The following is a 15,315-nucleotide window of genomic DNA, read 5'->3' as shown; positions in this document are numbered from 1 at the left end:
CTGGTGGACGGCCTGGTGCAGCGGCTGCGGCCGTCGATCCATCATTGCTATCACTATCCCGTCACCGGCATCAGGTCCGTCCACGAGCCGGCCGGCTCGGCGGCGAGATTCGACTGTCGCCACAGTCGGCCGTCGCTCCCGAGGTAGGCCCCCGTGCGGGGGTTGTAGGTCGCCGTGGCGACCGAAGGTCCGGCTGTCGGGCCGCTGAACGAACTCGGCGCCACGATGCCGTCCGGTGCCACAGGTGGTGCTTGCTGCGGCGGGCCCGGCAGGGGGGAACCCTGCGTCGGCCCGAAGATCCGGTCGTTCGCGTCGACCCGACTGTCGGTGGGGATACCCTGGGCGATCAGGTTGGGATCGAGTGGATACGGTCCCAGGGCGTGCTGGCGCATCGCCAGCGGCTGGAACGGCTTGTCGCTGTTGCAGTCCTGCACGGTGGCGGCCCGCTTGCCGGGATGTTCGACGCACGGGAAGTTCCGCGCGCCGCGCACGTCGATGGGGGAGTCCTGCGGCAGCTTGCAGTAGAGGCCGTCGGGGGTGTCCATGTCGGTGGTGTCCTCGGGTGAGCGCCACTGCGAGGGCGGCAGGAAGCCCACCGTGCACGAGGGCGGGTCGGACACGGACACGGCGAAGTCGCCCATGGGTTTGCCGGTCGGATTGTTGATCGGCGCGACCGACTGGATCCCGGCGACGTAGGGCGGGAACAGCACGAGAAGTTGTTCCATCGACTTGTTGTAGGTCACGAACACCTGGCCCAGCGAGGTGAGGTTGGCCAGCAGGACCGGCAGCGTCGGCTTCACCTGTTCGAGCAGTCGCGAAACCTCCTGGGCGGCACCGGGACCGGTCTGCAGCAAGGTCCGCAGCCCCGCGTCGTGCTGGGCCAGGTCGCCGGTGACCCCCGCCAGCCCGTGCGCCCACTGCCGCAGGGAGTCGGTGCCGGCGGCCTGTGCGTCCAGCAGCGGGACGCTGTCGGTGACCAGTGCGCGGTTCTGGTCGGCCACCTCGTCGAGACGCTGCAGCACCGTCGACGAGGAATCCAGCAGTGACCCGATGTCGTAGCCGGCGCCGCCGAACGCCTTCGACGTCTCGTCGAGCAACGGCCCGAGCTTCTCCTTCGGGATGGACCCGACCAGGGCGTCGAGCTGGTCGAGCATCGGGCCGACGGGTTCGGGGATGGCGGCCCGCGCGGCATCGATGACCGATCCGTCGTGCAGGTACGGCGGGGTGCCCGCCGCCGGTTGCAGGTCGACGTACTGCTCACCGACGGCCGAGACGCTGCGCACCTTGGCGACCAGATCGGCGGGGATCCTCGGCGACGTCGGCAGGGACATGGTCGCCACGACGCGGCGGCCGTCGACCACCTGCAGATCGGTGACCTTGCCGACCTGGACGCCGCGGTAGGTGACGTTGCTGTACTTGTAGAGACCGCCGGACGCGGGCAGTTCGAGCTTGACGTTGATGCGGCCGATTCCCAGCATCGTGGGGGCCTGCAGATAGACCAGCGCCATGGCGGCGATGCCGACCAGCGCGGCGACGACGAACAGCACCAACTGGATTCGGATCATGCGCGTCAGCATCAGCCGCCTCCCTGCACTGCGGGTGGTGGGCTCACCGGGGACCCGTAGGGGCCGGCGAACACCTGCTGCGAACCGCTGGGCTGCGGCGGATTCTCCGGCGGGATCGGAATTCCGGGCGGCAGGGCGTTCAGTTGCGGCATGCCCGGGTTGCCCGGCACCGCCCCGAGCGGTCCGCCCGTCGGTGGCGGCGCGAGCGGCATGCCGAGCGGGTCGTAGGTGTAGCGCTGGGTGTAGGGCTCACCGGGGGCGGGCACCAGTGTGGCGTTCTCATCGCCCCAGCGGGTACCCAGCAGCAGTGAGCGCTTCAGACGGGGAACGGTGAAATCCAGTTCGCCGTAGAAGTTGATGTAATCGCCGCGGACGCCGCGATCGATGATGGTCTGGCCGAACGGGAACACGGTGGTGTACGCCAGTGCGGTGTCGAGTCCCTTCCCGACGTCGGCCAGCGACTTCAGGGTGGGTTCCAGGTTCTGCAGGTCGCGCACCAGATCGGCCTGGGTGTCGTTCACCAATTCCGTTGCCGTGTCGCTGAATACCCGCAATTTGTCCAGCGCCATGGTGAACCTCGGCCGTTCGGCGATCAGCACGTCCAGTGCCCGTGGGACGCTGATCAGGGCCCGCGTCAGGGTGTCGCGCTGCCCGGCGAACGTGATCGAGAGCCGGTTCAGGGTCTGGATGGACGCCAGGATGTCGTCGCGCTGCTGGTCCAGCGTGCCGACCAGGGTGTCCAGCCTGGACAGCACGTCGCGGACCGCCTGCGGATTGGCCGACAGGCCGGTGCTGAGGTTGTGGATGATGTCGCCGATCTGGCCGAGGCCTCCGCCGTTGATCACGGCGGCCAACGACGACAGCGTCTGCTCGGTGGACGGCGAGGTCCTGGTGTCGGCGACGCCGACGGTGGACCCTGGGGTGAGCCGGCCGTGCGGCTGTTGGCCCAGGGGCGGATCCAGCGCGACATGCATCGAGCCCAGCAGGCTGGTCTGCCCGATGGTGGCGACGGCGTTGGCGGGCACGACCACGTCGGGCCGCAGCGATACGTCCATATTGATGTGCCAGTTGTCGAACGACATCTTCCCGACGCTGCCCACCACCACGTCGTCGATCAGCACCGTCGAATTCTGTTCCAGGGTACCGATATTCGTGAATTGGAGGTGATAGGTGCTGGCGCCGGGCCCGCGTCCGACCGCGCCGGGCAGCGGCAGCGAGTTGACCCCGCCGAACCCGCAGCCGGACACGGCCAGTGCGGTGCTCAGCATCAGCGCGCCCACTGCGCGCCATCGGCCGTGGATGGTCATGACGGCGGCCCCTGGGCCGGCAACAGCAGGTTGGGCAGTGGCGCTCCCGGATACAGCGCGGGTGACGGGACCGCCGGGAGGTGATCGGGTGCCGACGGGCCCGGTGCGACCGCGGGCGGCTGGCCGAAACCGGGTGGTGGCGCCTGGTCGCCCTGGAAGCCGGTGTATGCGGAGACCGACGGGGGATCATCCGGCGGTGCGGGGGTGGGACCGCTGCCACCGGGGGCCAGTCGCGGCTCGGTGTAGATCAGCCGGTCGGGGTTGACCGACTTCTGCAGGTAGGGGTCGACGGGAAACGGAACCTCGTTGAAGGTGGCGGTGTTCAGCCCCGGCCCCAGGTACTGGGCGCACAGCTTCGCCGACTCCGCCGAGGTGATGTCGGAGATCGCCGCGACCGCGCCGCACAGCAGGCCGACCGGGTTGGAGAAGTTGCTCAGCGTGAACCGGCCGATCTGGCTGCCGGAGTCGGGGTCGTAGATCGAATAGCCGTTGGACACCGCGTTGGGCGCGGCGTGCAGCAGATTCTCGATGTCGAGCTGGTGATCGACCAGGTTCTGCGTGACGTTGGCGAGGCGCTGGACCTGTTCGGAGGTCTGGTCGCGGCTGCCCGCCACGAACCGCTGGACGTCGCCGATCGCCGAGGACAGGTCCGACAGCGCCGTCCCCACGTCGGTCCGGTCGTTGAGGACCGCGGTCAGGGTGGCGAACCGGTCCTGGAACTCCACGACCTGCTGGTTGCTGTCGCGCAGTGCGGTGACCACGGTCTGGAGATTCTTGATGACGTCGACCAGGTCGCCGCTGCCGTCGGCCAGGATCCGTCCCACCCCGGACAGTTCGGTCAGGGTCCGGCGCAGCTTGTCGCCGTTGCCGTCCATCGCGGCCGCCGCGCTGTCGATGAACCTGGACAGCGAGGTGCCCGATACTCCGCTGCGCGGGCCGAGATCGGTTGCCAGCTTGGTCAATTGGGCCTTGACTTCATCCCATTCGACCGGGATCGCGGTCCGCTCCACCGGGATCACGGCGCCGTCGTGCATCGTCGGTCCGCTGGTTTCGTACGCGGGCGCGAGTTGTACGTAGCGTGCGGCGACCAGACTCTGGGCGACGATCACCGCCTTGGCGTCGGCCGGGATCGGGACGCCGTTGTCGATGCGCAGTGTCATCGTGACCTGTCCGCCGCGAGGTTCGATGGCGCCGATGGTGCCGACCTTGACGCCCGCCACCCGGACCTCGTCGCCGGGATAGATCCCGGTCGCGCTGACGAAGTGGGCGGTGATGGTGGCCGGTGCGGACAGGGTGTTGCGCACCACGACGGCCACCCCGCCGATCAGCAGTGCGACCAGCGCTGCCGCCAGCAGCACCGCGGTGCGCCGGCCCCTCATCGCCGTCCCCCCGGAATCCCGTTGTAGGGCAACGGGAGTTCGGCCCGCGGTCCGGCGGTGTCCGGCGGTTGCCCCGAGTTGTTTCCGCGGCGGAACCCGAACGCGTAGTCGTAGAAGGGCTGGGCCAGGGTTCCGGGCAGCAGATTGGCGACGAACGCCTCGTAGAAGAATCCGTTGGCCACGGCCTCGCCCTGGGTGATCTGGTACTTGGCCAGACCCGGCAGCGCCTGGCCGATGTTGTCGCGGTTGCGCTCCAGCATGGCGATCACCGAGTTGAGTTTCTGCAGGGCCGGCGCGAGGGTCTTCTCGTTGTGGGCGACCAGCGCCGACAGTTCCTTGGACAGGGCCGAGACACTGGTCAGGACGTTGACGATCGCCTGGCGCCGATCGTTGAGCATCCCGATCAGGTCGTCGGCGCCGAGCAGCAGTGCGTTGAGCTGGCTACTGCGTTGCGCCAGTACGCCGCTGGCCCGGCCGGCGTTCTCCAGCAGGCCGCGCAGCGCGTCATTGCGGTTGTTCAGGGCACGCGACAGTCGGGTGACGCCGTCGAAGGTCGGCCCCAGCTGCGGTGCGATCCGGTCGATGGTCTCCGAGAGCGAGTCGAGCGCCTCATTGACGCCGGCGGTGTCGGTGCCGGCGGTGTTGGTGGTGAGGTCGCTGACGGCTTCGGTGAGCGAGTACGGCGAGGAGGTGCGCGAAACGGGGATGACGTCGTTCGGGTGCAGCGCCGTGCCGCCCGCCGATTCCAGCGTCAGGATGCGCTGACCGAGCAGCGTCGCGGTGCGGATGTGCGCGGTGGTCTGCGACCCGAGCGCGATGGCGCTGTCCACCCGGAACCTCACGTGCGCCTTGCCCTTGTCCAGTGAAACCCCGGTCACCGAGCCTACTTTCATGCCGGAGAGCCGAACGTCGTTGCCCGTGACCAGACCGCCGGCCTCGGTGAACAGCGCCTGGTATCCCACGGTGTTGGCCGACTGGGTGATCACGGTGGGTTGCAGGCCCACGGCGATGATCAGCAGCGTGATGACGACACCGATGAAGCCGGGCCGGACGAGGTGGGATCCGTGGTATCTCAACATTATTCGGAACACCTGCCGGTGTGTTGTTCGAACCACGGGAACACCGCGGTGTTCCCCGACTGGTCACTGATGCGGACGGACAGTCCGCAGATGTAGATGTTGAGCCAGCTGCCGTAGGAGCCCAGCCGAATCAGCTTCTTGTAGTTGCCGGGTGCGCGCTGCAGCGCACCGTCGAGCAGCGCTTTGTCGTCGTCGAGCAGGGGAGCCAGCCGGCCCAGTTGGCTGATGTCGGCGGTCAGCGGAGCGCGGGTGTGGCCGAGCAGGTCGGTCAATGACGCGGTGCCCCGGTCCAGCGATTCGATCGCGGAGCCGATCGGATCGCGGTCCGCCGAGAGCTGGGTGACCAGTTTCTCGAGTCGGTCGAGGGTCGCGGAGAACTGCGTGCCATTGTCCGCGAGGATGTCCACCACCTTGCCGAGGTTGTCGATCAGGTCCTCGATGACCTGGCTGTTGTCCGCCAGCCCGGTGGTGAACGAAGAGGTCTGGGAGAGTAGGGAATCCACCGTGCCGCCCTGCCCCTGGAACACCTGTACCAGGGCCGCGGACAACGCGTTGACATCCCGCGGGTTCAGGCCCTGGATCACGGGTTTGAGGCCACCCAGCAGCGTGTCCAGATCGAGCCCCGGTGTGGTGTGGTCGACCGGGATGCGCGAACCCTCCGGCAACAGCGCTGTGGCGCCGGGGCCGTCGATCAGTTCGAGGTAACGGTCACCGACCAGATTCAGGTAGCGGACCGCGAGCTTGGTGCCCCCGCTGATCGAGACGGCGCGGTCGACGTCGAATGTCACCACGACGCTGTGGTCACGTTGTATCGACAGATTGCCGACCGTGCCGACCCGAAGTCCGCCGGCGCGCACGGAGTCGCCCGTGCGCAGGCCCGAGATGTCGGTGAAGACCGCCGAGTACCGACTGGCGCTGCCGATCTGGAACTGGCCGAAGATCAGCAGCAGGAATGCCGTCAGCATCGACATCACCACGGCGAAGATGCCGAACTCGAGGTAGGTCCGGCGGCCGCCCCGCCTCACCCGGGTTGCCCGATCTGGGCGCTGTTGCGCGGCGGCCCGTCGATCGGACCGAACAGCAGCTGCTTGAGCCCGTCGGAGTTGAGCAGCAGGCCCTGGTTGCCGTACTGCGAGGGGTCGGAGCCGACGTCGGCCACGACGAACGGCGGACGCGAGTTGTATGGGACGGTGGGCAGTGACAGACAGTGCGGTCCGCCGGTGGCGGCGACCTTCGGCAGGTTGGACGGGTAGCGATAGCGCTCCCGGCCGTACTGGAAGGCGATGGAGTCCACGATGCCGGGCTTGTCCAGCGGGGGCGAGAGTGCCAGGGGCAGCAGGCCGGCCAGACCGCAGTTGATGGATTGGTGGTAGCGCTCGGTCAGATCCAGGGTGGGGACCAGCAGGTGGACCAGGTCCGCCAGACCCTGGCGATTCCCGCCGATGACGTCGGTGCCGATGTCGGCCAGCCCGATGGTGCTGACCAGCAGGGCATCCAGGTTCTGGCGTTCCTCGAACACGGTGTCGCTAATGGTCGTGGCGTTGTTGGTGATCGCGATGAGATCCGGGGCGGCGTCGGCGTAGGCGTCGGCCACCACGGGGGTGTCCGACAGGTCGCGGCGCAGGCTGGGCAACGTCGGCTCGAGCTTCGCCAGGTACCGATCGAGTTGATCCATCGTCGCACCGAACTGGCGCCCGCGGCCGTCGACGGCCTGTGCGATTGCGCTGAGTGTCTCGTTGAGTTTGTCGGGCTGGATCTGCGACAGCACCGACGAGAGCTGTTCGAAGATCGTGTTGAACTCGACGGTGACGTGGTCGGTGTCGAGCACCTGGCCGGGCCGCAGTGCGTGCCCGGATAGGTCGGCGGGTGGCACCAGGTTCACCGACTTGGCGCCGAACACCGTCGGCGACGAGATGTCGACGACGACATTGTCGGGAATCTGGGCCAGCTGATCCGGGTCCGCCTCGAGGTGGATCGCAGCCTGTCCGTCGGGCCGGTCCTCGATCGAGGAGACCCGACCGACCGGCACACCGAGCAGATTGACCTTGGCGCCGTTGTCCATCACCAGGCCGGCACGTGGGGACATGACCGTCAGCCCCACGGTGCGGGTGAAAGATCCACGGTAGGCACTCAGCGCCAGGATCACGATGGCCAGGGCGACGGCGACGGCCGCGATGCCGAGGAGAACGCGAAGCGCGGTGGGCTTCGGCAAGATCGTCTCCTCGTGGGCTGCCGCGCTAACCGGTGCGCCGAGCTAAATGTCTTTCATTGCAAAATTAGCGACGATCGTTACCGTACGCCTTACCGTGACCGAAGTCACTAGTTGGCGTGATGGAGATTGGTTAGCAAACCTAGGGCTCCGACGCGTCCGGACTCGTTGCGCGGGTTGGCAACTGGCTTGACCTGGCCACCGGCACGAATCAGGTGTCATGCTGGGTGCTGTTCAACTATCTATTATTGTGCTGATAGAAAATTTGCGTGCGTGTCAGATCGAGGTGGCGGTGCAGTGATGGCCCTGGCGAGCGACCGGTTTCCCATGCCGGCTTTTCCCGACGGCTGGTTCCAGGTCGCTTACGGCCATGAGGTCGCGGCAGGTGCGGTCGTGTCGCTGCACTACTTCGGTGAGCAGCTGATCTGCTACCGCGACTCGACCGGCGAGGCGATCGTGCTCGACGCCTACTGCCCGCACCAGGGCGCCGACATCGGCGTCGGCGGGACGGTGGAGGGCGACTGTGTGAAGTGCCCGTTCCACGGTTGGCTGTTCGACCGTACTGGTGCCAACGTCGAGATCCCGTATGCCCGCTCGGTCAACCGCACGGCCCGCCTGCGGCGCTGGCCGACCGTCGAACGCGCCGGCTGCATCTTCGTCTGGCACTCGGCGGCCGGTGGTGCGCCGGCCTGGGAGTTGCCCCTGGTGCCGGAATTCGATGACCCGGGATTCGTCTGGCACGTGCCCGACGGTGCGCGCTGGCAGATTCGCACCCACGTTCAGGAGATCTACGAGAACACCGTGGACGCAGCTCATTTCGCGACCGTGCACGGGGTGTCGAACTTCGGCGCGGTCGAGGTCACCCGTGACGGCCCCATGTTCCGGGCGGTCTCCGAGGTCAGCTTCGCCACCCCGCGTGGGCCGGTGCCGGGCGCGGTCGACTCCGAACTGTGGGGACTGGGTGTCGACATCGTGCGGCATCGCGGACTGGGGGCGTCCTGCACCCTGTTGGCGGCCACCCCGGTGGACGGTGAATACGTCGACGCCCGTTACACGTTCCTGGTGCAGCGCGACCGGGACGGCGGCGCGGGCGGGATGTCACGGCTGGGGGTGGGGATGATGAAGGACTTCATGAAGCAGATCACCCAGGACATACCCAGCCGAACAAGAATTTATTGCGGGAGGCCGCAACTGGCCGGCGGGGAGGGGGCCGTCACGAACTTCCGCGACTGGGCACAGCAGTCGTATCCGGCGTGAACACCGGCACGAAGACCGCCTCCTGCCCGGACGTCTGTCGTTCGAACCGAACGGTGACCGGCAGGCCGACGGCCACCGAATCGGGATCGCAATCGACGATGTTAGCCGCCAACCGCAGATCGGCCTGCTCGGCCAGTTCCACGATCGCGATGACGTACGGGGGCGGTACCGCAGGATTGAACGGGTGCCCGTTGACGGTGAAGGTGAACACCGTGCCGGCGCCGGACACCGGGCGGCTGATCAGTGCGGTATCGCAGGCGGGACAGCGTGATTCGGCCGGCAACACCCACCGGGCGCAGGACCGGCAGTAGGGGATGTGCAACTGCCCGTCGGCGCCGCCGGTCCAGAACGCGCGATTGCGCTCGGTGATCTCGGGCAGCATCCGCGCCGGAGCGCCGGGGTCACCTGACATGGTGCGTGTTCTCTCCTCACGGGATCTGCTGCGCAGCCAGCTGGGCTGTTTTTGTAATGATAGGGCGGGCATGACGATACGGAACGGAGACCGGGTGTGTCGTACTTCGAGAAGGACGCGATCCTCAGTGGGATCGGCATTTCGCACATCGGCCGGCGAACCGGGATCCCCGGGCTCGAGCTGACCCTGGACGCCACCCGGGCGGCGATCGCCGACGCCGGTCTCGAGCCGTCCGACATCGACGGCATCGCGACCCTCGGGGACACCCCGCGCCAGCAGGTGATCGAAGCGCTGGGCCTGCACGCCACGGATCGCAGCACCGGGTTCGACACCGCGGGCATCTTCAGCCCGTTGACCTCGGCCATTCTCGCGGTCGCCGAGGGACGTTCGCGTCACGTCCTGGTCTACCGCACCGTCGCGATGCTCGGTGGCTCGATGATCGACTCCTCGGCCAACCTGCCGCCGGAGCCCAACGCGCTGACCGCACCGCCGCTGGAACCCCGGTCACACGGCATCGGCGCCAACGATGACGTCGGCGAACTGATGGCCGCGCACGCCTACTCGGCGTCCAACTGGGTGGCGATGCACTGCCGCCGGCACATGGAACTCTACGGCACCACGAAGGAACAACTGGGCTGGCTGGCCATCAACAGCCGTGCGAACGCGGCGCTCAATCCCCTTGCCGCATACCGGGATCCATTGACCATGGCGGACTATCTGGCTGCCCGGCCCATCTCTTCGCCGCTGGGGCTCAACGACTGCGACGTGCCGGTGGACGGCTCGATCGCCGTCGTGGTGTCACACCGCGACCATGCGCCGGACTGTCCGACGGCACCGGTGGGCATCGAGGCGGTGGGCGGGGCCTACGGGACGGGCGGCTGGTTCCATCGGCCCGACTTCCCGAAGATGGCGTCCACGGAGGCGGCCGCGCAGATGTGGTCGCGCACCGATCTGACGCCCGGCGACGTGGACGTCGCCGAACTCTACGACGGGTTCACCTTCCTGACCATCGCCTGGCTGGAAGCCCTCGGGGTGTGCGGGCCGGGGGAGGGTGGCCCGTTCGTGGAGGGGGCGGCGCGCATCGCGCGGGACGGTGAGCTGCCGCTGAACACCTACGGGGGCCAGCTGTCGGCAGGCCGCATGCACGGGTACTGGACGCTGCACGAAGCATGCCTGCAACTGCGGGGTGAAGCGGGTGACCGTCAGCTCGCGCGGCAGCCGCGGACCGCGCTGGTGGCCGCCGGCGGCGGCCCCATCGCGGGCTGCCTGCTGCTCACTCGGTAAAGACGCCGAGACGCACGTTTGGGCGGAGAAGGTCGAGAGCGTGTCACCACTTCGTCGATCTCGCGCTCGGCCGCGTCCGAAGTATCGTGTCCGACCGCATCGACGGTCCTGTGCCGAGATCAACGCAATGGTGTGGGCAACTCGCCAACCACGCCGAAACGTACGTTTCGGCGTGGTTGGCGAGGGGTCAGCCGCCGGCGGACAGGGACACAGTCAGGTCGTCGACGATCTGAACCAGGTCCGTGTCGCCCAGCGCCGTGACCGCGGGCCGCACCGTGCCCGCCAGGTAGGTCAGCGCCTCGCCGGTGCGGCCGTCGTCCACGACCGGGCGCAGGGCCTCCACCAGCCCCGCCTCATGGTCGGCGCCGCGATCCTCCAGCATGGTGGACAGCACATCGACGAGCTCCCAATCCCGGTACAGCGCAAAGGATTTCTCGGAGATACCGAAACCCTGAACCGGTTGTCCGTGCATGGTGCCGACGAAGTGGAACGGCCCCTCCATGTACTCCACCGGCAGCGCGTGCGCCGGCACGGGCACCAGTGGCGTGCCGGCGAGTTCGAGGCCCAGGGATTTCGACCGGAAGACGTGCCGGTCCGGCAGGTAGCGCGCGCTGACCGGGGGTTTGATGAGTTGGCGTACCTCCTCGGGCCAGCGCACGTAGTTCTCGGTGTCGACCTCGATGTCCTCCACGCACACCGGTTCCCGGCCATCGGCGTAGGCGACCGTTGCGCCGGTGAATCCCCGCTGCGCGTTGCGGTGCCGTCGGTCGAACTGCCGCCACGCCACCACGTCGGCACCGTTGTCGAGGTGGATCGTGCGCCATTCATAGGAGACTGCCCGGGCGTCGCCATCGGTTCCGCCGCCACCGGCGGGTAGCGGGAACCACTGCCGGTCGATGTGTCCGCCCGACCCCGATACCTCCTCGGTCTCGGCGCCCCACCGCAGGGATCCGTGCATGTGCATTCCGGTCTGGAAGTAGGAGAACGTCTCGGGCTGGGCCAGGCAGCAGAACCGGCCGTTGTAGGTCGAGGCGCCGACCGGCACCGGTGGGCGACTGGCCGATACCGTCAACCGCAGTTCCATCTCCGCGCCCGACTGGTCGACACCCATCAATGTGACGTCATAGCCGAACGGGACCAGCGCACCCTCGGCGTCCCGACGGGCCGTCCACGAGGACCGTCCGGCGCGGCTGTCGAAAGCGAGGTCCATCAGCCCGGTTTCCGCGGACATCTTGTGAATCGTCCCCGCGGCCATGTTCTTCGGCGGCATGTCGTAGTCCGTGAAGGTGCCGTACGTGCCGTCGTCGAGGTCGAAGAAGGCCAGCGTGTGGAAGTCGGCGACCAGATCGCCACCCGGTCGGTTCTGGTTGAAGATGGTCAGGAACGCGAAGCGCCGCCCGGACGTCGCGGTCAGTTCGCCGGCCAGGAACCAGGTGTCGGACTGGCAGTGCGGGTGCACTCCCTCCGCGGCGGGGAAGTCGAATTCGGGATCCCCGGGTACCAGTTCGAAGGGGTACTGCAATTCGACCACCGTGCTCCTGCTCTCGTCGTTGAGTGAGAAGTGTTCTGCCGCAACTGATTCAGTGGCGAGGGTTCACTTGCGGCGGGTCAGGACCTGCGGCGAGTGCGCCCGGATGCGCTGATCGGAGTCCGTCGAGGCATGCGTGTGGGCCTCGGCGATGTGCTTGTGGGCCAAGCGGCGGGCCCGGTCCACGTCGCCGTCGGCGATCGCCTCGGTGAGCTTGATGTGGGCGTTGAGCGCGGACCGGCGCTTGGCCAGGGTGGGGTAGATGTTGGCCTCCTTGGCCGATTCGAACCACTGGCCCTCCTGGCTGGTCCACAGTGCCTCGAGGCTGCCCATCACCACGAGCATGGTGTGGTTGCCGCAGCCGAGCGCCAGGATGTGGTGGAATTCGCGGCCGATCTCGGAGAACTTGTCGGGATCCGCCAGGTTCTCGGCGAGGGCCTCGTTGCTGCTGATCAGTTGCGGAACAAGGGTCTTGGCGCGGTCCGGGCGGCGCGCGGCCAGCGCCGCGCACGACGGCTCGAGTTCGGCGAGCGCGGTCCGCAGGTCGGTGACGGGAACCGAATCGCTCTGCAGCACCAGCCCCAACATGTAGGCGGCACTGTTCTTGGCGGGTGCGTGCACGACGGCCCCGCCCCGATTGCCCCGGCGCACCGACACCAGCCCCTCGGTCTCCAGGATGCGCAGGGCCTCGCGGACGGAGACCAGGCTGACGTTGAAGTACTCGACGAGTTGCTTCTGACCGGGCAGGAGGTCGCCGTCGCGGAGGCTGCCGTCGACGATCTGCTGACGTAATTCGTCGGCGACGATCTCCGCGGTCCTGCGTGACGACAGCCGACGATGTGCCTCAGTCCCGATCCCGAGCATGGTCCCGTGCCTTCTGCAGCTGACGCGGTGAGTGCTTCGGGGCGCTGCCGGCCGTACGCACTTGGTTGTGAGTGGCAATTTTAACACTGATAGACCCCTCGGCGGTGGTCCAGCACTGCCGTCGGGAGCCCGCCGATATGTAGCTCTGTTTTTATATAAATAGCTATAGTGGCAACAATGGCGACCCGGGGTCGACCCTGGGCGCCGCTCCTCGAGAGGCAGCCCCCGCGATGAATGTCAACGACATGGTTCTGGTCAGCGTCGACGACCACGTCGTGGAGCCACCCGACGTCTTCGAGGGCCGCGTCGCGGCGAAATACCGCGAGCACGCACCCCGATTCATCACCCGGGACGACGGCACCAACGTGTGGGAGTACAACGGCGAAACGGTCGGCAACGTGGCGCTCAACGCGGTGGCCGGGCGTCCCAAGGAGGAATACGGGATCGAGCCGACATCCTTCACGCAGCTGCGGCCCGGCACGTACGACCACAACGAACGGGTCAAGGACATGAGCGCCAACGGCGTCCTCGGCTCGTTGTGCTTCCCGTCGTTCCCGCAGTTCTGCGGTCAGCTCTTCGCCCGCACCGCGGACAAGGACATCGCCCTGGCGATGGTGCAGGCCTACAACGACTGGCACATCGACGAGTGGTGCGGCAGTCACCCCGGGCGGTTCATCCCGTGCGCGATCCCGGCGATCTGGGACCCCGAGGTGATGGCCGCCGAGATCCGCCGGGTCGCCCAGAAGGGCTGTCATGCACTGACATTCAGCGAGAACCCGTCGAAACTCGGTTGGCCGTCGATCCATTCGGAGCACTGGGACCCGGTGTGGCGGGCCTGCAGCGAGGAATCCGTCGTGGTGTGCATGCACATCGGATCCTCCTCGCAGCTCACCATCACCTCGCCCGATGCGCCCATGGATGTGATGATCACGCTGCAGCCGATGAACATCGTGCAGGCGGCCGCCGACCTGGTGTGGTCGACCACCCTGCGCAGGTTCCCGGATCTGAGGTTCGCGCTGTCCGAGGGTGGAATCGGCTGGATCCCTTACTTTCTGGAGCGTATCGACTACAACTACGACCGCCACCACGCCTGGACCGGACAGGATTTCGGCGACCGGCTGCCCAGCGAGGTGTTCAACGAACATGTGCTGACCTGCTTCATCGACGACAAGTTCGGAATGCTCAGCAAGGATTCGCTGGACATGGACATGGTGACCTGGGAGTGCGACTACCCCCACTCCGACTCGAACTGGCCCGAGTCACCCGAGATCTTCGCGGCATCGGTGAGCGGTCTCAGCGACCTCGAGATCGACAAGGTCGGCCACCTCAACGCGATGCGGCACTTCCAGTACGACCCGTTCCCGATCCTCGGCGGGCGGGACAACTGCACCGTGGGCGCGCTGCGTGTCCAGGTCGAGGGCCACGACGTCACCATCAGATCGCAGAAGCGCGCGGGCCAGGGGGGCGGCAGCGCCGCCACCGCCGCCGCCGATCTGGTGAAGATGGCGGCCCGATCGGGCTCGGGCACGTAGCGCCAGGCGGGTTCGGCGAGCGGTGCAGTTCCGCTCAGATGTCGTGTGTGCCCGTCGAATTCGGGTCCCGGGGTCCGAACCGCGCGACATAGGAGTCGTGGACGTGGGCCCTCTTCTCCCGGTCCCGCTGGTCGACCAGGCCCGGGTCCAGGCCGTGCTTGCGCAGCACATGCCGGCGCCAGACCTTGTTCTGGGAGTGCGAGAAATAGATGAACGGGATCAGGATCGGCACCGTCATGCTCAGGTGGACCACGAAGCTGGCGGGGATGAACCAGAACGGCAGCAGGATCAGGAATGCCGGGATGACCATGCGGACCATCAACCGGGCGATGGCGCCCTTGCCGGTGACGTCCTCGACCACCCAGTCGCGCATCGAAGCCGGCAGTCGGCCGCCGTAGCAGTACCTCAGGTACTGCCAGGGATTCGGCCGCGGGCGATTCTGGTTGGCCACTAGAACTTCCGGTTGAGCGACGGGACCACGGCCCCGGCCAGTGCGCGCACCAAACCCTTGACGGCGTCGAAGGCGTCGAAGTAATCGCGCCACAACACGATCCGGCCGTCGCGCACCTCGAACACGCCGCACACGCCGATCAGGACGCGCACCCGGCCGACCCTGATGACGTCCGTCCGCTCGTTGAGGACGTTGTCGCCCTCGGCCACGTTGCGGTGGAACTTGACGTCGAATCCGATGCTGGGCCGTTCCATACCGCGCAACATGTTGGCGATCCGGCGGCTCCCGCGCGCGTGGGTGTAGCCGTAGTTCTCGTAGACCGCGTCGTCGGCCAGCATGGATTCCACGGTGTCGAAGTCCTTGTCGCGAAGCGCGTAGAGGAACTTCTCCACGATTGCCGTGTTGAGGTGGGTGACTTGCTCCGTCATGCGGCCAGCCTAGACCTCGT

General features: G+C 67.4%; 14 protein-coding genes. 3 read left to right on the top strand and 11 right to left on the bottom strand.

Annotated features, from left to right (window positions below; genetic code table 11):
• Positions 1-53: 53 nt before the first annotated feature.
• From U0R18_RS05690 to U0R18_RS05665, 6 genes are read right to left on the bottom strand one after another with little or no spacing between them, the layout of a single operon-like run.
• Entirely contained in the window at positions 54-1,577 is a 1,524-nt protein-coding gene (locus tag U0R18_RS05690; protein WP_526366773.1) for an MCE family protein, read from the bottom strand.
• On the bottom strand, positions 1,577-2,872 hold the full coding sequence (locus tag U0R18_RS05685; RefSeq protein WP_526366771.1) for an MCE family protein: 1,296 nt from the start codon (positions 2,870-2,872) through the stop codon (positions 1,577-1,579). Before U0R18_RS05685 ends, U0R18_RS05690 begins: the two co-directional genes overlap by 1 nt.
• Positions 2,869-4,251, bottom strand: a complete 1,383-nt coding sequence (locus tag U0R18_RS05680) for an MCE family protein (protein WP_526366769.1) — start codon at positions 4,249-4,251, stop codon at positions 2,869-2,871. The genes U0R18_RS05685 and U0R18_RS05680 overlap by 4 nt, the downstream gene beginning before the upstream one ends.
• Positions 4,248-5,330 (bottom strand): MCE family protein, encoded by a 1,083-nt coding sequence (locus tag U0R18_RS05675; protein ID WP_526366767.1) that lies wholly within the window; start codon positions 5,328-5,330, stop codon positions 4,248-4,250. The genes U0R18_RS05680 and U0R18_RS05675 overlap by 4 nt, the downstream gene beginning before the upstream one ends.
• Positions 5,330-6,355, bottom strand: a complete 1,026-nt coding sequence (locus U0R18_RS05670) for an MCE family protein (RefSeq protein ID WP_526366765.1) — start codon at positions 6,353-6,355, stop codon at positions 5,330-5,332. The genes U0R18_RS05675 and U0R18_RS05670 overlap by 1 nt, the downstream gene beginning before the upstream one ends.
• Positions 6,352-7,542, bottom strand: coding sequence for an MCE family protein (locus U0R18_RS05665; RefSeq protein ID WP_526366763.1), 1,191 nt, complete (start codon positions 7,540-7,542; stop codon positions 6,352-6,354). The genes U0R18_RS05670 and U0R18_RS05665 overlap by 4 nt, the downstream gene beginning before the upstream one ends.
• 297 nt (positions 7,543-7,839) lie before the next feature.
• Here U0R18_RS05665 and U0R18_RS05660 point away from each other — a divergent pair, with 297 nt between their 5' ends.
• Positions 7,840-8,796, top strand: coding sequence for a Rieske 2Fe-2S domain-containing protein (locus tag U0R18_RS05660; protein ID WP_526366761.1), 957 nt, complete (start codon positions 7,840-7,842; stop codon positions 8,794-8,796).
• Here U0R18_RS05660 and U0R18_RS05655 read toward each other — a convergent pair.
• Positions 8,753-9,178, bottom strand: coding sequence for a Zn-ribbon domain-containing OB-fold protein (locus U0R18_RS05655; protein WP_526367461.1), 426 nt, complete (start codon positions 9,176-9,178; stop codon positions 8,753-8,755). The two genes, U0R18_RS05660 and U0R18_RS05655, sit on opposite strands and share 44 nt — an antisense overlap.
• Before the next feature lie 126 nt (positions 9,179-9,304).
• Between U0R18_RS05655 and U0R18_RS05650 the strand changes: the two genes are divergently transcribed.
• Positions 9,305-10,492 (top strand): thiolase family protein, encoded by a 1,188-nt coding sequence (locus U0R18_RS05650; protein ID WP_526366759.1) that lies wholly within the window; start codon positions 9,305-9,307, stop codon positions 10,490-10,492.
• A 187-nt stretch (positions 10,493-10,679) separates the two neighbouring features.
• On the opposite strand, the gene U0R18_RS05645 is transcribed toward U0R18_RS05650, so the two are convergent.
• Entirely contained in the window at positions 10,680-12,023 is a 1,344-nt protein-coding gene (locus U0R18_RS05645; RefSeq protein ID WP_526366757.1) for a lipocalin-like domain-containing protein, read from the bottom strand.
• A gap of 63 nt (positions 12,024-12,086) precedes the next feature.
• Positions 12,087-12,884 carry a FadR/GntR family transcriptional regulator gene (locus U0R18_RS05640; RefSeq protein WP_526366755.1) on the bottom strand — a complete coding sequence of 266 codons (798 nt, stop codon included), beginning with the start codon at positions 12,882-12,884 and terminating at the stop codon, positions 12,087-12,089.
• Positions 12,885-13,114: 230 nt separating this feature from the next.
• Here U0R18_RS05640 and U0R18_RS05635 point away from each other — a divergent pair, with 230 nt between their 5' ends.
• Positions 13,115-14,416, top strand: a complete 1,302-nt coding sequence (locus U0R18_RS05635) for an amidohydrolase family protein (RefSeq protein ID WP_526366753.1) — start codon at positions 13,115-13,117, stop codon at positions 14,414-14,416.
• Between the two features lie 34 nt (positions 14,417-14,450).
• On the opposite strand, the gene U0R18_RS05630 is transcribed toward U0R18_RS05635, so the two are convergent.
• Together U0R18_RS05630 and U0R18_RS05625 are read right to left on the bottom strand one after the other, a co-directional pair.
• A complete protein-coding gene (locus tag U0R18_RS05630) occupies positions 14,451-14,867 on the bottom strand; it encodes a DUF5313 family protein (protein ID WP_526366751.1) in 417 nt (138 codons plus the stop codon).
• Positions 14,867-15,295, bottom strand: coding sequence for a limonene-1,2-epoxide hydrolase family protein (locus U0R18_RS05625; RefSeq protein ID WP_526366749.1), 429 nt, complete (start codon positions 15,293-15,295; stop codon positions 14,867-14,869). The genes U0R18_RS05630 and U0R18_RS05625 overlap by 1 nt, the downstream gene beginning before the upstream one ends.
• Between the last annotated feature and the right edge of the window lie 20 nt (positions 15,296-15,315).

The sequence above is a fragment of the Mycobacterium sp. genome (assembly GCF_046330795.1).
Lineage (GTDB): Bacteria > Actinomycetota > Actinomycetes > Mycobacteriales > Mycobacteriaceae > Mycobacterium.
Note: the sequence above shows the minus strand (reverse complement) of the source record. Positions and strands in the feature narration are given on the sequence as shown.

What these genes read in the sequence shown, in the direction of transcription:
- U0R18_RS05690 (WP_526366773.1), bottom strand. Translation starts at nt 1,577, where the DNA reads ATGCTGACGCGCATGATCCGAATCCAGTTGGTGCTGTTCGTCGTCGCC.
- U0R18_RS05685 (WP_526366771.1), bottom strand. Translation starts at nt 2,872, where the DNA reads ATGACCATCCACGGCCGATGGCGCGCAGTGGGCGCGCTGATGCTGAGC.
- U0R18_RS05680 (WP_526366769.1), bottom strand. Translation starts at nt 4,251, where the DNA reads ATGAGGGGCCGGCGCACCGCGGTGCTGCTGGCGGCAGCGCTGGTCGCA.
- U0R18_RS05675 (WP_526366767.1), bottom strand. Translation starts at nt 5,330, where the DNA reads ATGTTGAGATACCACGGATCCCACCTCGTCCGGCCCGGCTTCATCGGT.
- U0R18_RS05660 (WP_526366761.1), top strand. Translation starts at nt 7,840, where the DNA reads ATGGCCCTGGCGAGCGACCGGTTTCCCATGCCGGCTTTTCCCGACGGC.
- U0R18_RS05655 (WP_526367461.1), bottom strand. Translation starts at nt 9,178, where the DNA reads ATGCTGCCCGAGATCACCGAGCGCAATCGCGCGTTCTGGACCGGCGGC.
- U0R18_RS05640 (WP_526366755.1), bottom strand. Translation starts at nt 12,884, where the DNA reads ATGCTCGGGATCGGGACTGAGGCACATCGTCGGCTGTCGTCACGCAGG.
- U0R18_RS05635 (WP_526366753.1), top strand. Translation starts at nt 13,115, where the DNA reads ATGAATGTCAACGACATGGTTCTGGTCAGCGTCGACGACCACGTCGTG.
- U0R18_RS05625 (WP_526366749.1), bottom strand. Translation starts at nt 15,295, where the DNA reads ATGACGGAGCAAGTCACCCACCTCAACACGGCAATCGTGGAGAAGTTC.